This window comes from Synechococcus sp. 60AY4M2 (assembly GCF_002760375.1).
In the GTDB taxonomy this organism is placed as follows: Bacteria; Cyanobacteriota; Cyanobacteriia; order Thermostichales; family Thermostichaceae; genus Thermostichus.
This window is the reverse complement of the sequence record NZ_AUMZ01000001.1, coordinates 724,758-746,844: the sequence shown is the minus strand read 5'-3', so window position 1 is coordinate 746,844 and position 22,087 is coordinate 724,758. Positions and strand designations below refer to the sequence as shown.

Below are 22,087 nucleotides of genomic sequence, written 5' to 3'. Positions count from 1 at the left end.
TTTTGATGGCTGGAGTCAAGCTCTCCAGCCCAGGAAAGAAAGCCCCCCGGCCAGCTCCAGGGGGCAAGAAGGGAAAGGTTGGATCCTTCAGGGCAACAACTCTTCGATGGCCTCCTCCTTGGTGTTGGTGCGGCGGGAGAGGGTGCGGCGGTCGAAGGTCATGTGGATCTCCCGGTTTTGCTCGCCGTCGGCAGCCACAGCAAAGATGGGGAAGTCGATGTTGCCATCCGGGAAAGCCATGTGGAAGCGGAAGGTGCCATCGGGGTTGAGCTGGATCTTGCGCCCGCCGATGGTGACGGTGGCATCGGGCTCCGTGGCCCCATAGACAATCAGCTCGGCATCGGCCACCAGCCAGAACTTGCGGGAGCGCCGCGGCAGGACTTCGGAAGCGCCGGAGAACAGCCCTAGTCCCGACCCGGAAGCCATCCAGGGAGCAGCAGGCACTTCGGCCATGGCCATAGCCATTCCCATCATGCCCACGCCCGACGGGATAATAAACGAGCTGATGGCCTGCTCGGGCACCAGTTGACGGCTGCCCATCTGGTGGCTGCCAAACAGGGATCCCGCCACCCGCATCGCCTCGAAGCCGCCCACCATCTCCAGGAAGGGATCCGCCGTCCTCTGCCGCTGCGGCTCGTCGCCTTTGTAGGCCACCACGCCCATGCCGGTGGCGCTGCGCTTGTAGGGCTCGGTGAGCTGGTAGAGGGTGCGGCCCTGGAGGGGCATGTCAAAGGGCACCGTCAGGAAGTGCTCTTCAAACCAGTCGGAGGGGAAGACCGGCGGCACCATCACCGCCGCCGAGCGGGCCAACATCAGCCAGCGGCCATCTGCGGTCCGGTAGCCGATCTCCACCAAATAGGAGCGGTCGCTCACCGGGATCGGCAAGTACCACTCGCGGGCCAGCTCGTCACAGGGGTACTCCTGCATGCTGTGGGCCGGCTGGCGTTCGAAATCGATATCGGTTACGTCGTAGAGGCGCAGCGCCAACTGCTGCCCTCCCTCGCGGCGCTTGCTTTCTTTGGCCTCGTTGGGCACATCCCAATAGGCGTAGGCCCACTGGGGATCCCGCGGCAGCAAAACGATGCGGCTTTCGCCATAGCCATCCGGCAAATCCCCCAGCGGCTTGTCCACATCGACCAGATCGGGATTGCTACGCCCTGGGCCGACAAACTTGGTGCCAGTCACCGCTTCTTGGCCGCTCGGCTCCGGCATTGTATCGGCGGGGCGGCCAGCTTTGGCCTGGGCCTCCCGGACAGCCTGGATGAGCTGATCCTTGGTCATGCGGCTGTACTTGGGGATCTGGTAGCGGGCAGCTTCTTCTCGCAACTGCCGGATGGTCATCTCTTCCAACGGGATCCGCTCTTGTGGCATGGTCGGGGTCTCCTGTCCTCAACAGATCGGGCTTGTGCGCACACTCCACTGGCTAACCCAAAGGCCGATCCCAGCTTGTGGCTAAGGGCAACCCCTGGCCCACTGGGGTAACAGCCTGCTTGGCGTTTTCCAACCGCTGATGACCATAGGTCGGGATCAACGGGGATCAAAGGAATGATGAACTTATGTTCACGTATTTTTGCCTATTGGTCAAGAGCTTGGGGATCGCTGGGGATCAAAGCCTCGTTTTCCCCGCCATCTCGAGTCAGGGATCCCCAAAATGGGCTTGCGGCCCGCCCTTGCCGGCGGATGGGCGGCCAAGCATCAGCCGCTGCTCTCCAGTCCAAAAGAGGACTGCGCGGGATCCCCTGCCGCACCGGCTTTGCCTGGGTAGCATGGGGGAAGGGTGAGCCGCAGGTTATCAGGCCAAGAGGTGTGGGCATGAGGTGGTGGAAAGATAGGACTCACGGTGCAGGGATGCGAGCGATCTGGGCAGCGCTGGGGATTCTGGTCTGGCCGGGGGAAGCTGTTGAAGCGCAAACCCTGTTTCCTCCCCTCTACCGCCTCCAGGGGGGATCCCCTGCCCCAGCGGTTGAGAAACAACCCCTCCCGGAAGAAACGCCTTGGCGTCCGGTCACTCCCGACCAGGTAGAAAACGTAGAGTCGGCGTTTCCTGTCGAGGACGCAGGGTCGGAAGGGCCGATTTTCGATCTGGACTTGTTGCGGCAGTTGGGCACCAGCCCCGGCGGCGGCTCTGGCTCTGGACAGGGAGACGTGATCGGGCCCGGCAGCGGCCAGAGCGGGGTGCGCGGCTCCAGCCCTGGCTCAGGGATGGGCCCAGGGGGTGGAACTGGCCTAGAGGCGGGATCCCGGCGGCGAGAGCCCCAGGTAACTGGGTTAATTGTCGATGCGCGGGGCCTGGACTTTTTGCCCAGCCAGTCGATGCGCCTTTTGGATCCCGACGGCAACCCAGTTTACCCGCCTATCAACCTTGGCCAAGACCTCAACGCCGCCTTTGTGGGCAGCGAGGGCACCGCCGCCTACACCACCTCGGAAGAGCAGGCCCGCTCGCTGGTCAACCGGATTGGAGAACGGCCCCACCGCCTTCGCGCCATGCGCACGCTGGGTTACGACCTGGTGATCTCCGCCGAAGACGCCTTCAACCTGCGCCAGATGAACGCCAGCAGCGGCTTTCTGGATCGCTTTGCCGTGGTGGTCATCTGGGATGGCAGCCAAGCCAGTCTCCCCTGAGGCCCAGGGATCCCAGCATGGCCATCAAAGCACAGGACAGAGGAATGCTAGCCTAGCAAAAGTGCTCTGTCTGCACCACCCGCACCACCTCCAGCGGGGTTGATATCTTCCTGGGGATCCCAGCCTTATGCAACGGTTTGCCAACCAGCCTCTGCGGGAACGGCCCCACCTAGCGGTATTTTCTTCCAGCAAGGTGGGCAACTTCGTGGTCACCGTCCCCCTCTTGCGCGGCCTCAAGGAGAAATACCCCGGCTGTGTCCTGGATTTTTTCGGCAGCGAGACCACCCGCGACTTTGAGCTCCACTGTCCCTATATCGACTTCAGCTTCCCCCTCTACAGCCGCCGCCCCGATTACCTCGAGGCCCTGACGGCGGCAGTGCGGGATCGGGTGGCCCAGGCCGGGCCCTACGATCTGGCCATCAACTGCGACGAGTTCAGCGAGCTCAACCTGGTGGCGGTGACGGCCCTGCGACCCCGGTACATTGCCGGGGCCGGCTTGACCCTGGATTTTCGCCGCAAGTTGGATCCCGGCTCCGACCCGGTGCAGCGCATGCTCCAGGACGACGACTGGAACAGCCTGGCGTTTTTGCAGCGCTACAAAGATATCCTCACTAGCAACTACATCGCCGAGATCTTCTGCCGCCTGGCTTACGTAGAGACCGACTTTTTCCGCCTGGAGCTGCCCAGCCGGGATCCCGACTTTGCAGTACCGGAAGTCTTGGTGCACATCACCACCACCCGCCGTGCCAAGATGTGGCCCTTGCAGTACTGGCGCCAGGTGATCGAATGGTGCCAGGGGCAGGGCTTGCAGGTGGGGCTCATTGGCAGCGCCCCCGAGCTACAGCGATCCCTCTACCACGGCGACGGCGAAGACCAACTCCTGATCCAGACGGGGATGATCGACCTGCGGGGCAAGACCGGCCTCCTCGAGTTGGCCGGGGCCCTGAAGCGGGCGCGGGTTTGTATTTCCGTGGACGCGGGGCCGATGCACATTGCGGCGGCCGTGGGCTGCCCCACCATTGCCCTGTTTGGCAACGACGCCGATGGCGATGGAGCTAGCCCCGTGCGGCTGTGGGCTCCACGCCTGCCCCATGTTTACGTTACCCAGACTTCCTATAAATGCCGGATCTGCGCAGAAAACAAGTTCAAAAACGAAGCCTGCCTGGTGGAAGGCCACCCCTGCATGGCCCACCTCAAGCCAGAGACAGTGATTGCCTACCTCCGACAGATCCTGAAGAAGACCTAGACCTTCCAGCCCGTCTCTCCCCTCACCCCCAGCCCCTCTCCCTCTGGGAGAGGGGAGCTGTGGAGCGAGGGAACAACTTGTTCATGGCTATTTGAGATGGCCATAGCTCCCAGGGATCCCCGCCCCGCCGATCAGATGGGCCAGTGGACGGCAGGGAGTGCCCAGAAGCGCAGCCGGATCCCTAGGAGCCTGGTTAAGCTGAGAGCCCGAGGCTGAAAACTCTGTGCCTAAACCATTTGGGTGTGAGCTGTGACTTTGGGGACGGGGTATCGCCACCAGGTGGATCACCTTGCCGAGCGGAGAAACAAGAGGGCTTGGCAAGGGGTTGCCCTGAAGCTGCTGGCCACCTTCTGCTTTGCCTGCCTGGGGGCGATCATCCGCCTCAACACGCCTGCCCTGCACCCTTTTGAGATTGTGTTTTCGCGCAACCTATTCGGGTTTCTTGCCCTGGTACCGCTGCTTTTGCGAGCAGGGATCCACTCGCTGCGCACCGCCAAGATGAGCTTCTACCTCCTGCGCTCGGCAATCAGCACGGTGGGGATGCTGCTTTCCTTCTGGGCGGCCAGCCTCTTGCCTTTGGCAGAGGCCACGGCGCTGAGCTTTGTCCAGCTTTTGTTTGCCGGCATGATGGCGGTCTGGGTATTGGGCGAACAGATGCGCCCCTCCCGCTGGCTGGGGTTGGGCCTGGGGTTTGTCGGGGCTTTGGTGGTGTTGAGGCCGGGCTTGCGGGAGTTCTCTTTGGGAACGGGGCTGGCCTTGGCGGCGGCAGCGCTCTTTGCCTGGGTAACCATTGTGCTCAAGATCCTCGCCCGCACCGAGTCCAGCCTCACGATCACGGCCTACATGGGCCTGTTGCAGACCCCCCTTTCCTTCTTGGCTGCTGTTTGGGTTTGGACCTGGCCTTCGCCGGAGCAGTGGCTGTGGATGGCAGCGATGGGGCTGTTGGGCAGCCTGGGCCAGGTGGCCCTCACCCAAGCCTACAAGCTGGCTGAGGTGACGATGCTGCTGCCTCTGGATTTTTCCCGCTTGCTCTGGGCCAGTCTAATCGGTTTCTGGGCATTTGCCGAGCTCCCAGATGGGTGGACCTGGCTGGGCGGAGCCCTGATCTTGGCAGGCGCCACCTCCGGGGCCTACGGCGAGGCGCGGCGGCGGGTGAGGAAAACTCAGGCCCGTACCGGCAAAGTTTAAGGTGGCAGAGGCTGGCGGGCCTAAAGCCGCAGCAAGGCGGGGCTGGAGCTGGTCAGGTCGGTGGTGGTAAGAGCCACCAGCAGGGCTTCCGGGCTGACGGGGAAGGGCAGGTGGTGGATATCGGAGCCTGGCTGGCAGGCCACCTGGGCTGCTTGCAGCAGCTCGGCGGATCCCAGGTGGTCGAGGTGGAGATCCCGCAAGTTGAGGGGCAGCCCCACCTGGCGGTAGAACGCCAGCAACTGGGTGCGGGCGGCCAGCGCCAACTGGCTTCCCTGCAGGATCTCCTCTAGGCGGAGCTGGGCCAAAATGCCAAAGGCCACTTTCTCCCCGTGCAGGGTGGCCCGGTGTCCCGGCAAATGGGTTAGGCCGTTGTGAACGGCGTGGGCGGCCACGGTGCGACACTTGGCCCCTCCCATGCCGCCGACGATCCCCGCCAGGCAAATGCAGGCATCCACCACCTGCTTCCAAGCCGTGCCACCCGGCTCCCTCAAGGCCGCCACCGATTGTTGCAAGAGCAAATCCCGCAAAACGCGGGCCTGCTGCACAGCTCCGATCACCAGGGCATCTTCCGAGGCGCCGCTGCTGACAGAAGACTCGTACCACTTGGCCAAGGCATCTCCAATCCCGGCCACCAGGGTGCGCGCCGGGGCCTGCAGGATGAGCTCATAGTCCAGAATCAAAGCGGCAGGTGCCCGATCCAAAGCCACATCCCGCTGAAAGGCACCTGTGTCAGAGTAGATGTTGGACAGGGCGCTCCAGGCGGCACAGGTGGCGGCGGAGGTGGGCACCGTCGCCACCGGGATCCCCAAGCGATGGGCCACCAACTTGGCCGTGTCTAGGGCCTTGCCGCCCCCCACCCCTACAATGCCGGTTACGGACTCTGCCGTGGCCAGGGCCTGTAGGCGAGCCAGCTCCGACTCGCTGCAGTCGACACCATAGGTGCTCCAGTAAACCTGAACGGCGGGATCCCGCCCCAGATTGCGCTTCAGGGGCAGCTCGGCCACGGCCAGGGAGCGCTCCCCCCCGATCACCAACACGCGGGATCCCAGAGCTGTCAGGGGGACAGCCTCGAGGATGCCGCTGCCGCGGTATAGCCGGCCTGGGGCCGGAATGGCCAGGTCGAATTCACAAGTTCTCAGCATTTCAAAGAGGGGCGATAGGGTCAGCCCAGTGTCCATATATAGATACAGACTACGATTCTAGCCGCAAGTTCTGCCTTTCCCATCTAGGGTGTAGCTACAGGCAAGCCTCGCTTGCTTGGAACGGGTTGGGATCCCTGGCAGGGGAGGGTCAGCTAGCACAAATCTTTGCCAGCAGTCAACTGCAAATGGTGGTAACCCCCAGACAAATTGGGTAGTATGCGTCTAGCAGTGGCGCAGAGGGCAGGGCGTGTTCGGCTTTCTTGGTGGCTCCAAAACTCAAACCATGCTTGGGGTAGATATCAATCCCGAGCGCCTTGCTGTTGCCCAAGTCAAGAAGCAGGGCAATGGTCGCTATCGTCTGGTTCACTACCACAGCGTGGAAATGCCAGAGGGGGCAGTGATCGAGGGGCGCATTCTTGATCCGAGCACAGTTGGCTTGACATTGGCCAACTTACTAAACGAATACAAGGTGCCCACCAGCTTGCCAGTGGCGACCGCGGTGCCGGTGCGAGAGGCGATCGTCCGTCTCATTCGCCTGCCTGCTGACCTGCCTGCCGATGAGTTGCGGCGGGTGGTTCTAGAACAGGAGGCGGAGCTCTACATCCCCTACCCCCGGGATCAGGCGGATGTGGACTACCAGCCCCTGGGCCTAGACCTTTCCCAGGATGGCATTGAGCGCATCGAGGTGCTGCTAGCAGCCATCCCCAAAGAGGTGGTGGACAATTACCTGGCCGTGCTGCAGGCGGCCAACTTGAAGGCGCGCTGTGTGGAGCTGGCCAGCTTCTCCTTCATTCGCACCATCCGTGACCAACTCATCCAGTACAGCCCCCAAGAGGCGGTGTTGCTCAGCTCCATCGGCTACGACAGCAGCGAGATCAGCATCTTGGTCAACGGCATCCCGCAGTTTACCCGCACCGTCAACATCGGCACCATTCACATGCGGCAGGTGCTAGCCCAGGCCCTGAATTTGCCGGTTAGCCGCACCGGCGACCTGTTGCGAACTCTAAGGTTACCCTTGATCAACCCCGCCGATGTTTTGGCCACGGGAGAGCAACCGGTTCCCAGTAACCCGGGCGTGGCAGCCGTGGCGCGGGTCGTTTCCGATTTGGCGGACGAGCTGAGGCGCTCCATTGATTTCTTTACCAGCGCAGAGAGTAACTCCCCTGTGGTGAAGGTATTGTTGGCTGGGCCGGGGGCGGCTATTGGCCAAATGGATGGTTTCTTGTCGCAGTCGCTGAGCCTGGCCGTAGAGTTAGCGGATCCCTTCGGCAGCATCCTGATACCGGATTCAATCGAGGTGCCCTTGGAGGAGCGACCGGCGATGGGAGTGGCCCTGGGGCTGGCCATGCGGGAAGCCAGCAAGTAGTCTTCGGGATCCGCCCAAGAGGATCCCCTAAGCGCAATACCCAACCATGAGCGAGGCGGTGAGATGTACACACCAGAGATCAACTTTCTGAAAGAAAGACCGGAGGTTCCCACCACAGTTCAGACAGGGGGAGTGGTGGCTGGCCCGGAAACTGCCGCCGGAGCTGAGAGCTGGGCTTTGGCCATTGGTCTGGGGGTTGCCGTGGCTGCTGTGGCCATGGGGGCTTTCTTGTATTTCCAAGACAGCTTTTCCCGTCAGCGGAATACTCTGAGGGCAGAGCGAACCCGCCTCGACGGTGAACTCAGCACAGCCAATGCCGAGTTGACCCGACTCCAGGGCCTCAGCCAAGAACTGCAAACCATTCGCACCCAGACGGAAGGGTTTCGCTCTTTTCTCGGATCCGTCCAGCCCTGGTCGGCCATTCTAGAAGAACTGCGGCGCAGGATCCCTGGGCAAGGGGTATGGATAACCAACATCAGCGCCTCTGGCGATACTGTGAACATCCAAGGCGGGGCGCTGGATTTTCCCTTGGTGAACGACTTTTTGCTCACTCTGCTGGATTCCAACTTCGTAACCAGTGCCGTTCTCAACAGTGCCTCTCGAGTGGAGGGCACCCCTGAAACTGAACCCAGCGTCACCTACGGCCTAACGGTTACTATTCGAACCATAGGGGATCCCGACCCGGAGTTGACCCGCGAGCTGGAGCAGCGGGGAGCGATAGGCTTGGTGGAAAAGATCCGCATTTTGCGTCAAGTGGAGGGGAACTGATGACCGGCTCGGTGGAAAGTTTTCACGACGAACAACTGGTGGCACCTCCGGCAGGGCCGCCGGTATTGTTGGGGGTCGAGCTGACCCCTATTCGCATTGGCCTGTTGATCGGGATCCTGGGCCTGGGCGCGGCGAGCTTTTTGGCCTTCACCCAACTCCGTCCTCTGATTAGAGAGGTGCAAGCCTTAGAAAGAGAGGTAGCCCAAAAAACCAGCCAGTTGCAGGAGGTACAGGGCCAGATTGCCGGCTTACAGGATCTGCCCAACCAAATCGAGAGGGCTCGCGTGCAGCAGCAACAGATCAGCGCCTTGCTCGCCACCCCCGAGAATGCCGACACGCAACTGATCGATCTCAACCGACTGGTGCGGGGACAACCCAATGCTCAGTTGCTCAGTTTCAGCCCTTCCCCTCTGACGCCAGCTTCCTCGAACAACCCAGAAGTGCCTGCCATCATCGCCCCAGCCATCCAACTGCAGACAACCCGCGTCACCCTGCGGGGTCCCTACACCGACATCATCAACCTCATGAGAGACATCGAGCGTTTTCGCGCTCTGTTCCGGGTGAGCAACATCTCTCTCAACCCTGGCCAAGGCACAGAGAACCTAGACGCCGCTTTCGATCTGGTTGCTTACTACTACAACAAAGGCGTTCCTCTCGGCACTGCTCCTGCACCTGAAGGGCAAACACCTCCTGAGGGAGGACAGCCAACACCCAGCCAGTAGCCCGGCTTGGCAAGGCCAATCTGTAGCCAATCTATACACTGCGTTTGAGTGTCGCTTCCCCACGGGATCCCACCTGAAGAGACTCGCTACTGGGATTGGAGGGGACGGGCGGGAAATGGGAACCATTGGGGAAAAGCACAGATAGTGTTGCCTATCGAAAAATTTCCCCTAAAGCGGCTGCAGGTAGTGGCAAAGCCGAAAATTTCGGCTTTGATTAGGGAAGCACTGGGTGAACCCGTGCTGAAGTAAAGCAGAAACACGCTTGGCTAACGGAGTGAGGTGTGAGGATGATGAACCGTCGAGTCGCCTGGGGATGTGCATTGAGCTTGATCCTTTCACTGCCCCTGTTGGCTGTGGAAAGCCAGCTCGATGAAGCCGCCGCCCAGCAGTTGACCTCCGCCAATCCACAAAGCCTCAGCCGCATTACCGATATCCGCCTGGTGCCCCACGGCAACCGCATGAAGCTGGAGATCAACACCGCAGGGGGCGCCCGTCCACAGGTGTTCTTTACCCAGCAGGGCCAATCTTGGATTGGGGATATCACCAATGCCCAACTGGATGGAGGTCAAGGTCGCTATCGTCAGGAGTCTCCCCTGCCGGGAGTGCGCTTCATCGAGGCCAAGCAAATGGGCAATGACAGCGTGCGGATAGAAATTGCCGGCGTTGCGGCAGCTCCCCAGGGCTTGCTGGCCCAGCGTAGCCCAACGCAGTTGGTCTTCGAGTTTGAGGGCTTGCCCTCTGCCCTGCCAGCTCCTGTAGCTGCAGCGCCCAGCCAAGAAGTAGTGCCCAATCAACCAGCCTCGCCAACTCGAGCTCAGCCTGGTGCCCCACCGGCAACCCCTGCCTCTTCTCCGGCTGCTCAAAACTCTCCTTCTCCCCGCGTGGCAGCTGCTACTCCTCAGCCTCTTGCCCAAAACTCCCCCTCTTCCCCGCCAGCTCAGACAGCTCCTACTCCTCAGCCAGCTTCTCCTAGGCCGGTCATTTCTCAGGTGCCCTCCGTGGGCCAGCTTAACCAACCGCAATTGCCGCCAGGAAGCTTGCCCACTGGATCCCCCTTCCAGGGGAGAGCTGTGGCTCCTCCTGCTGGCGATATTGCCGTTGGCACAATCCTGCCTGATCCACCTACAGTGGATCTCGGATCCAATGCCAGGATTAGCTTGACCTTGAAAGATGCTCCTGTGGGCGATGTGCTGAGCTTGTTGGTGCGGCGAGCAGGGTTGAATGTGGTGCTCAACGACGTCCCACCCGATCTAACCATCTCTCTGGACGTGCAAGACTCGCCCTTACAGGAGACATTCAACTTTATCTTGCGGCTAAAACAGTTGCAGGCCCAGCGAAGGGGCCAAACCGTATTTGTTGGACAAAACCTGCCAGGGGTGACTGAGATCCTGGTGCGCAATTACCGCGTGAATCAGGCAGTCGCCACCGATTTGGCCAGTCGGCTGGAAGAAGTTTTGAACGCCGTTGCTCCCGGTGCCCAATTCGTTGTGGACGAGCGCACCAACTCCATTACGGTGATCGGCAACTCGCGGCAGCAGGACATCGCGGCTGCTCAGATTGCCCAATTGGATGTGCGTCGGCGACAGGTTTTGATTTCCCTGAGAGCAGTTGATATTCGCTTGAACAAAAACGAAAGCTTATCAGTTAACTTGGGAGGGGCATCTGGCAACTTTGCCCTTGGAACCTTGGGAGACGCCAATTTTGGTGGTCAACCGCTCAATCAACCTGCGGGATCCTCGGTAAGCTCTATCGGCCCTGCAGGCCCATCAGGATCCATCACGGGAATATTTAACACTCTCAACCGGCTGCAGCAGTCTTTGGCTCTAAGAGTGCAGTCTGCAATACAAAATGGAACTGGAAAAATTCTAACTGACCCCAAAGTTGTGGTGGCAGATGGCGGATCCAGTCGAATTAGCATTGCAACCAGCGTGCCTGTTAACGTTGAAACCATCACCATACCCCAGGGCGAAAACCAGCCTCCAGTTGTTACTCAGCGTTTGCAGCGAGAGGATGCTGGGGTTATCCTTGACGTCTCAGAAGTTAGGATAGATGACAATGGGTTTGTTACCCTGACCATTCAGCCGGAAATTTCTATTCCTGTACCCATTCAAGTATTGGAAGGCGGAGACTTTGCAGGCATTCAACTTTTTAACATCGACAGAAGGCGGCTGGAAGCATCTCAGCTCAGGTTAAGAGATGGGCAAACCTTTATTATTGCTGGCCTCATTCAAGACAGAGACACTGTTGACGTTCAAAAAGTGCCTTTCCTAGGCGACTTGCCTCTTTTGGGTGCTTTGTTCCGATCTCAGAGTGTGAATAACGAGCGCAATGAGGTGGTCTTCATGCTAACGCCCTACATTATGGATGATAATGTTGCTTTTGGTCTTCCTCCCAATCCGTAAAATTCCCAATCCGTAAAATAGGGTTATGCCGAACTGCCAAGTTTCGTGATATCCTCCCAACACTGATACTACAGGCACAGCGCAGGACCCATAGCTCCCCACACCCCTCATGAGTTAACTCTCGACAGTCCTGAGTTACTGGCTGCATTAGCTTCGGGATCCGTTGAGTTGCATTCAGCAGCTAATGGCTTCTTCAAGTGGCCTGGGATCCACCTCGGGCAACAAGCGCCAATTCCACCTGATTTTCTTGGGGCTGCCCCAGTTGCACCTCCACATCTCGGCCAAAGAAGCCTTGCATTTTTTTCTGGTAGCTTTCCTGCCATTGTTGGAAGGGAACCTTGGGGGAATCGAACAGAAGCACCAAGGTATACCGGCCATCTCGCAGCTCTTCTCTGTACCCTCTCACCTTGGGCAGATCTGCTTCCAGAGGGCCGCGCAGACCCAGAAACTCCAGGGCATCTTCCAGGTGGGCATTAGCCCCGTAGCTATATTTGGTGATATCGGCGCGGACTTGCTTTTGAATTTCCGTGGCCTGCTGGGCGCGGGCTTGGATCACCTCGAGAGAAGGGGCGGCCAGGGCAGGTACCGGCTTGAGTTCCACTACCTTCATGGTTATCCCTCCCAACAGCAAGGGGATCCCGGCAAACAGGCCGATGAGATTGAGGGTGGGATCGTTGTAGTGGGCAAAGCCCCAAGCCGTGGCGGCAACGCCGGCCAGCAACACGAGAGTGCTCAGGGGGAAGGGCAGTTTTTCAAACATACAGGAGAGGAAGAAAGGCCACCTGAAAACCCAGGCTAGCAGGAAAAGCGCCAGCGGTGGACTTAGCCTCCATTGGGATGGATAATCACAAAATGCCCACCTGGTGTGTTGAGGAGTGGTCTGTGGTTCTGTCCAATCTGTCCAAAACCTCTCGTTGCTTGCGCTCGCTGGATCGCAAAGCCCAAGAGCGAGCACCTCTTTTTGAGGCCATCCGCCACTATTGCAGCTTGGACAAAGCTCCTTTTCATACGCCAGGCCACAAACAGGGGCGCGGGATCCCTGCCGACTTGCGGACCTTTTTGGGAGAGAACGTCTTCCGGGCAGATCTGACCGAGCTGCCAGAGGTGGACAACCTCCACGACCCCGATGGCGTGATCCGAGAGGCCCAGGAGCTGGCTGCAGCAGCTTATGGAGCGGATCGCAGTTGGTTTTTGGTCAACGGTTCCACCTGCGGCGTGGAAACGCTGGTGATGGCGGTGTGCGACCCAGGGGACAAGATTCTGCTGCCGCGCAACTGTCACAAGTCGGCCATTGCCGGCGTGATCCTCTCTGGGGCCGTGCCCGTCTACATTGAGCCGGATTTTGACTCGGAGCTGGGCATTGCCCACGGCATCACTCCTGCCGGTCTGGAGCAGGCCCTGGCCGAGCACCCCGACGCCAAAGGTGTGTTGGCGGTCAACCCCACCTACTACGGGGTTTGCTGCGACCTAGAAGCCCTGGCGGCCATTGCCCACGCCCACGGCCTGCCGCTGCTGGTGGATGAGGCCCACGGGCCCCACTTTGGGTTTCATCCGCAATTGCCCATTTCGGCCTTGGAAGCCGGCGCCGATCTGGTGGTGCAGTCCACCCACAAGGTGATCTCCGGCATGACCCAGGCCTCGATGCTGCACCTCAAGGGATCCCGAGTCGATCCCAACCGAGTCCGCAACATCCTGCAGCTGCTGCAGTCCACCAGCCCTAACTACGTGCTCATGATGTCGCTGGACGTGGCGCGGCGGCAGATGGCCCTGGAAGGGGAAGTTCTCCTGGGCCAAGCCCTGGCTTTGGCGGATCAGGCCCGCGCCCGCCTCAACCGTATTTCCGGGATCTTCTGTTTTGGCCCGGAACGCATTGGCTCCACTCCCGGCTTTTTCGATTTGGATCGCACCCGCTTGACCGTGACGGTGTCGGGGCTGGGCCTTTTTGGCTTCGACGCCCATGACTGGGTCAACGATCACTTCCACGTGCAGCCGGAGATGTCCACCCTGCACAACGTGGTCTTTATTGTTAGCCTCGGCAACACCCAGCGGGATATCGACCGGCTGGTGGAGAGCTTTGCGGCTTTGTCGAAGTATGCCCAGGGATCCCCGCCTTCCCTGGCAATGGCCGAGAAACTGCGGCGCCTGGCCGAATTGAAACGCCCCCCCCTCCCGCCCCAACGGCTCTCGCCGCGGCAGGCCTTTTTTGCCCCCATCGAGCGGATCCCTTTTCAAGAAGCTGTGGGCCGCATCTGTGCCGAAATCATTTCCCCCTACCCGCCTGGGATCCCCATTTTGGTGCCTGGCGAAGAGGTGACCCAAGAGGCAGTGGACTATCTGCTGCTGGTGCACGAGGCGGGCGGCTTCATCAACGGCCCCGAAGATGTGCGGCTGCAGACCCTCAAGGTCGTCAAAACCTAGCTCCTCAAGTGCCCGGCTGCGCCGTCTGAGCAGGGGGCAGGGAAGGCAGGGGGTTGGGAGAGCTGCGGCGGTGGCGGACGACCTTCACCCGATCCACCCGCGGCCCTTCCATGCGCGCCACCTGGAACTCCATGTCTTGGTAGGTAAACTTTTCCCCCACGCGCGGGATCTTCTGCAGGTGGTAGATCAAAAAGCCCCCCAGGGTCTGGTAGTCCTCGTGGAGGGGCAAGTTGAGGTGGCAGCGCTCGTTGACCTCTTCAATGTCCAACTGGGCCTGGATGAGGAGGGTATTTTCGTCCAGCTCCTGAATATCCGGCTCCTTCGCCTTGGGATCTGGGCCATCGGAGAGCTTGCCGACGATCTCCTCCACCAGGTCTTGGATGGTGATCAGGCCCGCCGTGCCACCGAACTCATCCACCACCACCACCATCGGCCAGTGGTGCTGCCGCATCTCCGGCAACAGTTCGGCAATCGGCTTGTTCTCCGGCTCAAAGTGGGCCTCGCGGATAAAGGGGGTGATAGGGCTATGCAAATCCAGGGATCCCTTGGCCAGCTCGCCAATGAGCTCCTTGACGTGAATCAGCCCCCGGATGTCGTCCAAAGACTCGCCGTAGACCGGGTAGCGGGAATGCCCTGATTCGGCCACCTCCGCCAGCACCTCCTGGACTGTGGCGGTTTCGGGCACGGCGTCGATGCTGGTGCGCGGGATCATCGCCTCGCTGGCCACTGTCTCGCCAAACTCAAAGATGTTGCTCAACAGCTCCCGCTCCTCCGCCTCGATGTTGCCCGACTCCACCGACGAGGCAATCAGCAGTTGTAGCTCCTCCACCGTCATCGTGCTGTAAAAAGAAGTGGCCTCCGGGATGCGGACGCCAAAAAGCTGCAACAAGCAGCGGGAGGAGAACCGGAGCAGCTCCACGAAAGGGTGCAAAAAGCGGCTCACCAAGCGGTTAAGCCAGGCCAGTTGCAGCGCAATCGGCTCCGAGTAGAGAATGGCCAGAGTTTTCGGGATCAGCTCTCCCACCACAATTTGGAAATAGGTGAGCAGCGAAAACACCACCACCACTGCCACTCCCCGGATAAGGGCGGGATCCACATTCTGAAGCCAAGCCAACTGCCTCAAGGCCAAAAACAGCGTCGGCGCAACCTGGGTGGCCCCGATCCAGCCCAACAGGACGCTGGCTAGGGTGATGCCCAATTGGGCGGTGGAGAGGGCATACTCCAACTGTTCCTGGGCCTTTTGCACAATCCCCGCCTGGCGGTTCCCTTCGCTGGCCAGCTGCACCATGCGGGAGCGCCGCGCCGACACCAAGGAAAACTCCACCGCCACAAAAAAAGCGTTGATGAGGAGAAGGGCGATAACCCAGAGGAGACTGAGAGACGCCTCTCCCCAAGAGAACTCAGGGCTGGGGGCCGAGGCTAAAGGAGGGTCGTCCATCAGGGGGAGCAGCAAGACGGATAGAGAGCATTTTAGCCCAGACCGACTCGACCACCTGCCCCTGGCCAGCAGTTAAACTGGCCTCAGCCATCGGGCGGCTATTATGCGAACACCTTCCCCCTGCCCAAATGAACGGGATCCCCAGCTTTTGCAGTTCTCAAGATTGCTACTTTTTCATCAAGCATTCATCAAGCAGTGGCAACTACCGCTTTTTCCGGCAACGCTTACCCCAGTTCGTGCAGTCATCGATATCGACAACATCGCCGCTAGTGGCGTCGATCTTGACTTCAACATCGTTGGTGAATTTTACTTCCCAAACTAAGCGCCCATCTTCGCGCTCCAACTCAACTTCTTTGATCACAGCATTGGGAACAGCAGATCGAGCAATCTGAATCGCTTCTTCAATGCGGACGGCTGGAGCAGGAGATTGAGCAAAAGCTGCCTCTGTGCTTTCGCCTACCCCTAGCATCGGGCTGCTGAGGGGCAAAACGCCCAGCAAAAGCAAGGAAGCAACAGAAGGTTTTGAAAGCTTCATTTCCAACTGTTTGAGTAACCACATTCTTACCCTACCACCCTCGGGGTGAAAGAAGCCTTGCCAAAAAGAGCATTGTTGCCTTCGCAAGGGGAGTGGGCTCCTTGCGTCATAGGGTGTAGTTCGTCAGCCCCTCGTAGATTAGAAGCTATTTGCCGCCGCAGCCCTCGCAGAAATGGACTGGCTAAAAAACCCTGCGGTGCATATATCTTCCCGAGTGCTGCCGGCGCTGCCTCCATCGGTGATAATATTCCTACTCTTACATCTTTTCCCACCGCAGTAGGTGCCGACCATGCCCGATTTTCTGCCCTACGCCTACTTTCAGGGCCAGATCGTCCCCTTTGCCGAGGCGAAGATCTCCATTGCCACCCATGCTCTGCACTACGGGACGGCAGCGTTTGGCGGCCTGCGCGGGATCCCCGATCCGCAAAATCCGGATCAAGTGCTGGTGTTTCGCCTGGATCGCCACTGCCGACGGCTAAGCCAAAGTGCTCGCCTACTCTGCTTCGATTTGCCTGCGGAGAAGATCGAGCAGGTCATTGTGGAGCTGATCCGGAAAAACCGCCCTTCCACCTCTTTCTACATCCGCCCCTTGGTGTATACCTCCGACCTGGGCATCTCACCGCGGCTGCACAACATCGAGAAAGACTTCTTCGTGTACGGGTTGGAATTGGGAGACTACCTCTCGCCGGAAGGGGTAAGTTGCCGCATCAGCTCATGGGCCCGCCAGGAGGATCGCAGCCTACCGCTGCGGGGCAAGATCACTGGTGCCTACATTACCTCCTCCCTGGCCAAGACCGAGGCAGTACAGTCTGGCTTCGACGAAGCTATCTTAATCAGCTCCCAGGGCAAAGTGAGCGAAGCCTCGGGCATGAACATCTTCATCGTGCGCAACGGCGTGCTGATTACCCCCAGCTTCGACCAGGACATCCTAGAAGGGATCACCCGCGACAGCGTCCTCACCCTGGCCCGTGATCTGGGGATCCCTACCCAAGAACGGCCCGTTGACAAATCGGAGCTATTGATTGCTGACGAGGCCTTTTTAACCGGCACTGCTGCCAAGATCACCCCCATTCGCCAGATCGAGCAGTACGTCCTGCCCCCCTCCCGCCCCATCACCGAGCAGTTGCGGCAGAAGCTGACGGCAATTACCGAAAATCGGGATCCCGTCTATGCCCATTGGGTGAAGGTGATCCCTCTGAAAGAAAGCTAGTCCCTAGTCGAGGGGAGAAGCGTCATTATTAAACTGAGCACTCTAGATGGGTAGAGAGGGATCCCTTGCACGAGATTTCCATCACCTGGGCCGACTACCACCGCAAAATCGAAGAGCTGGCCGTCAAGGTTTACGAAAGCGGCTGGGAGTTTAACCAAATTGTCTGCATCGCCAAAGGGGGGCTGCGCATTGGCGACACTCTGGCCCGCCTATTCGATCTCCCTCTAGCAATTCTTGCCGCTTCTTCCTACTCCGGCCCTGGCAATCGCCAGCGAGGGCAGCTAATTTTCTCGCGGGATTTGGCCATGACCACCGCCAACCTGGGCAGCCACGTGTTGTTGGTGGACGACTTAGTCGACTCCGGCATGACCCTGAAGCGGGCCGTCCACTGGCTCAAACACCACTACGGCTTCTACATCGAGGAAATCCGCACCGGTGTACTCTGGTACAAAGCAGCCTCCATCTATCAACCGGATTACTATGTGGACTATTTGCCCGATAACCCTTGGATTCACCAGCCCTTCGAACCCTACGAGCAGATGACACCCAAGCAGCTAATGGAGTCCCTGCGCTCTTTGGGTTAAACTGCAAATCTAACTCCTGAGTAAGCTTTTAGATCGACAAGCAGCTCAATACACCGTATTCCGGTTGCTGAAGTTGCACCCCTACTTAGTTGCAACTACATTTAGGCTAACTGGTTCCCCGAGAAAGACCATATCGCTGCAATCATTGAACAGCCCAAATCTGTCCACCTTTCGAATAACCCTGAAACCTACCTGAGCAAGTAAAGCAAATAAGTATTCCCACGAGAAGCCAACTTTATAGTAGTTTTGCTCATCTACTTGGTCACCAAACATCATACGCATAATGCGAAACCTCTGCTCTAAAGAAACTTCATCCTTCAGATAAAGACGGCAGAGAGTAGGCATATCTGGGACACTGATCATCAACTGGCCCCCAAAGCGCAAAACCCGGTGCCACTCTTTGAGAGCAGTAGGTAGTTCACGTGTGTAGTTAAAGCGCTGCAGAATATAGGGAGCGTAGATGGCTTCTATAGAGTTATCTTCAAATTGACTGAGATCAATGGCGCTTCCAACATAATCCACATGGTCTCCTACCTGACGATCTAGAATCTTCCAGTCTGGATGAGGCTGCTTACCTCCAATATGAAGACGAATAGACTCAGCAGGCTTGGGCTCAGCTTGGCAATCTTCTAGAGGAGGAATAGATTGAATAAGTTGATGCTCATAAGCTAGCTCGAAGAAAACTCTCTCCATGGCTTTAGCCAACCGCTTTGGATCCCATACTATTGATCTGTGATATGAATCTCGAATAGTTTGCTTAGCTTTAGCCAAGCGTTCTGGATTATTGCCTAGCTGGATCCCACGCTCAATAAACTCCTCCACCGACCAGGTGATGCAATCCTCGAGGCCAACATTTTTCAGCAGGCTGTAACTCATTCGGCCATAGTAATGCCTGCCCACTAGGGTAAGGACTGGCACACCCATATAGAGAGCTTCCATGGTGTGGGTTGCACCTGTGTAGGGGAAGGTGTCCAGAACGAGATCCACTAAGGCTAGTTGGCCACGATGCTCTTCCACACTGCTGGCTTGAGCAAGAAATCGGACGCGATCGAGAACGCCCAGCTCTTTGGCTCTTTCCTGGTAGTGTCTAATAACCGTAGCAATTTCTCCTGATCCTTTGACAATCAAAACTCCGTTGGGAACGGCCTTTAAGATTTGCAGGTGAGCGTCGATACATTTAGGAGTACGCTTGTAAGCGCTGGCCGCAGTTAGAAAAACAACGTTTTTCGGTTCTATCCTCAGACTGGTTTTAAAGTCTACCTCATTGGCAGCAACAACGTCCAGATGATCAACGGCACAGTAGCTGGGCAAACGAATAATTCTTTCATGGTAGTCGGCTTGGGCATCCTCAGGAAGGATATAGGGATCGGCAAAGAAGTAGTCAAATTCTGGCAAACCGACAGCGTCTCCGCCAAGCCAACCGGTTTGGATGGGAGCAGACCGCAAGGCTGCTACAATATTGGCGTCATGGCTGGTAATCGAGTCCATAAAGATCATAATATCAATACGATCCTCACGAGCTTGAGCAGCCACTTGAGCTGGCTTAGTTCCTTCGGGGAAAAAGCGAAAATGAAGATTTTCATGAGAGCGAAACTTTTGATACATGTTGTCACGGCTAGCCATCTCTTCGCTTTTCCAGCCTTGGTAGTAGTAATAAATCACGTCTACCAAAGAGCGGGGTAGATTTCTTAGAGTAGCCTCGCTGAGGAAGCCAACCGAGTGTCGCTGGAAGCAGCTACCCAGAAAGCCTACCCTGAGCTTGCGGTTAGCTCTACCAGATCCGCAGTAATTCTGCTGGTTCTTTTGCCAACACTCTGACCAAAGAAAATCTCTCTGAGACGCCATTAGGCTCAGGCAATCGTTGAAGATCCTACCACCAATTTGCTGGTAACGTCGGATCAAAGAGCGATCATCCGTTAGATAGCTCCAGCAAAAGCAAACTCGGAATAGAATGGCTTTGGCAATTGTTAGACACTCATATAAGTTCTCATCATTGACTTTCAGGGACTCTAGGTCAACTTTCCTTGAAGAAATTAAGCTTATAATTTCCTGGATAACAAAGTTTACTCGTTCTGGCTGGGCAGCATGAATCAGCTTTTCCATGGATTCTGAGAGAAGGGATAAGCGGAGAGCAAAGCTCTCTTGCGCCTGTGAGCTCTCCGCGGCTGCAAGAAGAGCTTCTCCCAGGATGGAATATCCGTCGCTAGTGGAGTTCTGGAAGAAGGCGCGAGCTGCCCTCTGAAAAAAGTCACCAATTAAGTCCTCTATCGTCCACAAACCTTCATAGCGTTTCGCCTGCTCGGGATCCACCGCATTGGCTAGCTGGGCTAGGAAAGCAGCAAATCCAGATTTTTGTTCCTCCAGAAGAAGGGCTTGTAAAGCTGTGGCTACCTCGAAAAACAAATCCAGGTAGCCGTCATCCCATAGCCGCGCGAGCAATTCAGTAAGGAGTGGCTCTTGAGTAATGTCTAGGCTCTCTTCGCCTCCTAGGCTATCCAGTAAGGCTTGTCCATAGAAGCTCACTGCCAGCTCGTCCTGGGCCTGCAGAGCCCGCATCAGCAAAACTTGGGCATTGTCCCGCCGGCTTGGATCCAGCTCAAAGGCCATCTCCCGCAGCTTCAGACAAACCTGGAGACGCTGCTGTGGCTCCTGTGTGGGACTGGTTTCCAGACGAGCAGCAAGGGATAGCAACAAATCCAGGACTTTCTCCTGGGACAGGATCCCTGCTCTCACCAGTGGCGTGTAGAGCTGGTAGGCAAGGTTCAGCCGGTTGGCAACCAAGGCCTGCTCCAGCGCCGATAGGGTGATTGCCTCTGGCTCAGAGGGAGAAGCCGACTCATCAGCCAATGAAGATGAGGGGAGGTCACAGAAGCCCCGCAAAAACTCCCGCCAACCCTTTGCGTCTTGCTCTCGGTAGAAAGCCACCAGCCACTCTGCAAAGGCATTGGGAGCCTGCTGAAGCAGTTGCCTAGCTTCCAGAATCCGGGCTTGCAGCGTAGGGTTCATGGGTGGGAAGGAGATCACTAGTCCTAGTTTGCCCCGCTGCAGCCAGCTCAGCTAGACCACCGGTTTTTGAGCTGCCCCTAGCAGAGATCCGCAATCGCACTCCGTGGGAGGGGACTGTTATGAACTGCCCGCCAGCGGGGTAAGTTAATAGCGGCAGGTAACCTGCACGGTTAACTCTCTAAGTTGTCAAAGGATCGAGTATCATGAGCGCGAAGTCTCGTCAGTCTCTGTTGCGGGCCAAGCTGGCTCAGCATATCCTCTCTGCGTCTAAGGGCTTCACCCTGATTGAGCTGTTGGTGGTGATTGTAATTGTGGGTGTGCTGTCTGCGGTGGCGATCCCGCAGTTCCTGAACCAGGTGCGCCGCTCCCGCACTGCTGAAGCTCAAGCAGCTCTCACGGCAGTGGGTCGTGGTTCTGAAGTCTATCGCCTAGATGTTGGCGTGTACCCGGACAGCTACACCAGAATTGAGTTCGGATGTCCTACCACTAGTGGGGCTGATTCCTGCGGCGCCAGGGGTGATAAATTCATGAACGACCCGTGGAGCGCTCCCAACTACCAGACGCCAGTGGCCAGTGAGGTTGTTAGTACTTCACCTCAAGGGATGCGCTGGGACACCACTGCTGTCACAGGTGCAAGCCGCTACCTTACCGCTTCCGGCAGCCAAATTGAATGCACCATTGGCCTGGGATCCAAAGAGAAGTCCGTAGCCACTCTCTCCACCTTCGTAGGCAAGAGCTGTAACGTGTTTGACTAATTTCTGCTGGTTCCACTGTTTGTTTGGCTCCCTTCGGGGAGCTTTTTTAGTGCTTTGGGGCAACCTGAGATTCTCACGGGGTAAGTACAGTCGCTAGTAACTGGGAAGGATGGCAGATGCGGGTGAGGATACCCTCTTCTATCAAGCTCTGGTTAATCATGGAGTTGCTGTAGAGTATGAACTTTTGGTAAAGAGCCACCATTTGATTGATATCTCCTGAGCAGTAGGCATCCCTTGAGGCCAAGTGAAAGGGAACTCGAATGGGATTTGACTTTGAGCGCCACCAGTAGTCGGGAAAGTTTCCCAGTTGGGCGTATTTTTTATAGTAGTTCTGGAATCCGCAGTTCAAGTAGTGCAAAATAGAGGGAGACGACGTTACTAGAGTATGATCCCCTGGAATATCAAAGCTATGTACGCTGTTAGGCAGAAGAGAGGGATAGATCCGAGCTGCTGACTTTCCATTCTGGTAAGCCAAAAAGTATTGACTCTTACTAGAGATCTTCTGAAACTGGGTATAGAATCCGGGATCCAAAATAGCAGGGTTTCTCTTAAATAAAGTGACCTCGCGGAAGTACAGCCTGTTAAGGGCTCAAGGGGTACAATAGCAGCACTTAGCAAACCAACTTCGGAAGGAGGATGGATTGATCAGTAGTAAAGAAGTCTTCACTATCTGCTCCATGCTATA

The 22,087-nt window shown here is 57.7% G+C and carries 18 protein-coding genes; 11 read left to right on the top strand and 7 right to left on the bottom strand.

What is annotated here, in order from left to right; genetic code table 11:
* Positions 1–87: 87 nt before the first annotated feature.
* A complete protein-coding gene (locus SYN60AY4M2_RS03225; protein ID WP_099812268.1) occupies positions 88–1,371 on the bottom strand; it encodes a DUF4912 domain-containing protein in 1,284 nt (427 codons plus the stop codon).
* A gap of 203 nt (positions 1,372–1,574) precedes the next feature.
* The gene (locus SYN60AY4M2_RS14330) at positions 1,575–1,814 is read right to left on the bottom strand and encodes a hypothetical protein (protein WP_240527704.1); all 240 of its coding nucleotides are present in this window, start codon (positions 1,812–1,814) and stop codon (positions 1,575–1,577) included.
* A 34-nt stretch (positions 1,815–1,848) separates the two neighbouring features.
* Here SYN60AY4M2_RS14330 and SYN60AY4M2_RS03220 point away from each other — a divergent pair, with 34 nt between their 5' ends.
* The 3 genes from SYN60AY4M2_RS03220 to SYN60AY4M2_RS03210 all read left to right on the top strand — a co-directional run bounded on the left by SYN60AY4M2_RS03220 (position 1,849) and on the right by SYN60AY4M2_RS03210 (position 5,056).
* Positions 1,849–2,622 (top strand): hypothetical protein, encoded by a 774-nt coding sequence (locus SYN60AY4M2_RS03220; protein ID WP_240527703.1) that lies wholly within the window; start codon positions 1,849–1,851, stop codon positions 2,620–2,622.
* Positions 2,623–2,749: 127 nt separating this feature from the next.
* A complete protein-coding gene (locus SYN60AY4M2_RS03215; protein WP_011429872.1) occupies positions 2,750–3,868 on the top strand; it encodes a glycosyltransferase family 9 protein in 1,119 nt (372 codons plus the stop codon).
* Positions 3,869–4,117: 249 nt separating this feature from the next.
* Entirely contained in the window at positions 4,118–5,056 is a 939-nt protein-coding gene (locus SYN60AY4M2_RS03210; RefSeq protein WP_240527702.1) for a DMT family transporter, read from the top strand.
* Between the two features lie 20 nt (positions 5,057–5,076).
* On the opposite strand, the gene SYN60AY4M2_RS03205 is transcribed toward SYN60AY4M2_RS03210, so the two are convergent.
* A complete protein-coding gene (locus tag SYN60AY4M2_RS03205; protein ID WP_240527701.1) occupies positions 5,077–6,234 on the bottom strand; it encodes an iron-containing alcohol dehydrogenase family protein in 1,158 nt (385 codons plus the stop codon).
* Positions 6,235–6,481: 247 nt separating this feature from the next.
* Between SYN60AY4M2_RS03205 and pilM the strand changes: the two genes are divergently transcribed.
* The 4 genes from pilM (at position 6,482) to SYN60AY4M2_RS03185 (ending at position 11,456) form a co-directional block, all read left to right on the top strand.
* Entirely contained in the window at positions 6,482–7,564 is a 1,083-nt protein-coding gene (gene pilM / locus SYN60AY4M2_RS03200) for a type IV pilus assembly protein PilM (RefSeq protein ID WP_240527700.1), read from the top strand.
* A 63-nt stretch (positions 7,565–7,627) separates the two neighbouring features.
* On the top strand, positions 7,628–8,332 hold the full coding sequence (locus tag SYN60AY4M2_RS03195) for a PilN domain-containing protein (RefSeq protein WP_011429876.1): 705 nt from the start codon (positions 7,628–7,630) through the stop codon (positions 8,330–8,332).
* A complete protein-coding gene (locus SYN60AY4M2_RS03190) occupies positions 8,332–9,054 on the top strand; it encodes a hypothetical protein (RefSeq protein WP_011429877.1) in 723 nt (240 codons plus the stop codon). Before SYN60AY4M2_RS03195 ends, SYN60AY4M2_RS03190 begins: the two co-directional genes overlap by 1 nt.
* A gap of 320 nt (positions 9,055–9,374) precedes the next feature.
* A complete protein-coding gene (locus tag SYN60AY4M2_RS03185) occupies positions 9,375–11,456 on the top strand; it encodes an AMIN domain-containing protein (protein WP_240527699.1) in 2,082 nt (693 codons plus the stop codon).
* A 193-nt stretch (positions 11,457–11,649) separates the two neighbouring features.
* On the opposite strand, the gene SYN60AY4M2_RS03180 is transcribed toward SYN60AY4M2_RS03185, so the two are convergent.
* Entirely contained in the window at positions 11,650–12,216 is a 567-nt protein-coding gene (locus SYN60AY4M2_RS03180) for a DUF2854 domain-containing protein (protein WP_099812264.1), read from the bottom strand.
* 122 nt (positions 12,217–12,338) lie between these two features.
* On the opposite strand from SYN60AY4M2_RS03180, the gene SYN60AY4M2_RS03175 reads away from it, so the two are divergent.
* Positions 12,339–13,874 carry an aminotransferase class I/II-fold pyridoxal phosphate-dependent enzyme gene (locus SYN60AY4M2_RS03175; protein WP_099813215.1) on the top strand — a complete coding sequence of 512 codons (1,536 nt, stop codon included), beginning with the start codon at positions 12,339–12,341 and terminating at the stop codon, positions 13,872–13,874.
* 4 nt (positions 13,875–13,878) lie between these two features.
* Here the strand turns inward: SYN60AY4M2_RS03175 and SYN60AY4M2_RS03170 are convergent, their stop codons facing one another.
* Together SYN60AY4M2_RS03170 and SYN60AY4M2_RS03165 are read right to left on the bottom strand one after the other, a co-directional pair.
* A complete protein-coding gene (locus SYN60AY4M2_RS03170) occupies positions 13,879–15,312 on the bottom strand; it encodes a hemolysin family protein (RefSeq protein WP_099813214.1) in 1,434 nt (477 codons plus the stop codon).
* A gap of 202 nt (positions 15,313–15,514) precedes the next feature.
* Positions 15,515–15,934 (bottom strand): PepSY domain-containing protein, encoded by a 420-nt coding sequence (locus SYN60AY4M2_RS03165; RefSeq protein WP_240527698.1) that lies wholly within the window; start codon positions 15,932–15,934, stop codon positions 15,515–15,517.
* Positions 15,935–16,136: 202 nt separating this feature from the next.
* On the opposite strand from SYN60AY4M2_RS03165, the gene SYN60AY4M2_RS03160 reads away from it, so the two are divergent.
* Both SYN60AY4M2_RS03160 and SYN60AY4M2_RS03155 read left to right on the top strand, forming a co-directional pair.
* A complete protein-coding gene (locus SYN60AY4M2_RS03160; protein ID WP_099812262.1) occupies positions 16,137–17,057 on the top strand; it encodes a branched-chain amino acid transaminase in 921 nt (306 codons plus the stop codon).
* A gap of 65 nt (positions 17,058–17,122) precedes the next feature.
* Positions 17,123–17,641, top strand: coding sequence for a phosphoribosyltransferase domain-containing protein (locus tag SYN60AY4M2_RS03155; protein ID WP_099812261.1), 519 nt, complete (start codon positions 17,123–17,125; stop codon positions 17,639–17,641).
* Positions 17,642–17,722: 81 nt separating this feature from the next.
* Here the strand turns inward: SYN60AY4M2_RS03155 and SYN60AY4M2_RS03150 are convergent, their stop codons facing one another.
* Positions 17,723–20,647 carry a methyltransferase domain-containing protein gene (locus SYN60AY4M2_RS03150; RefSeq protein WP_240527697.1) on the bottom strand — a complete coding sequence of 975 codons (2,925 nt, stop codon included), beginning with the start codon at positions 20,645–20,647 and terminating at the stop codon, positions 17,723–17,725.
* Positions 20,648–20,850: 203 nt separating this feature from the next.
* On the opposite strand from SYN60AY4M2_RS03150, the gene SYN60AY4M2_RS03145 reads away from it, so the two are divergent.
* On the top strand, positions 20,851–21,402 hold the full coding sequence (locus tag SYN60AY4M2_RS03145; protein WP_099812260.1) for a prepilin-type N-terminal cleavage/methylation domain-containing protein: 552 nt from the start codon (positions 20,851–20,853) through the stop codon (positions 21,400–21,402).
* Positions 21,403–22,087 lie beyond the last annotated feature (685 nt).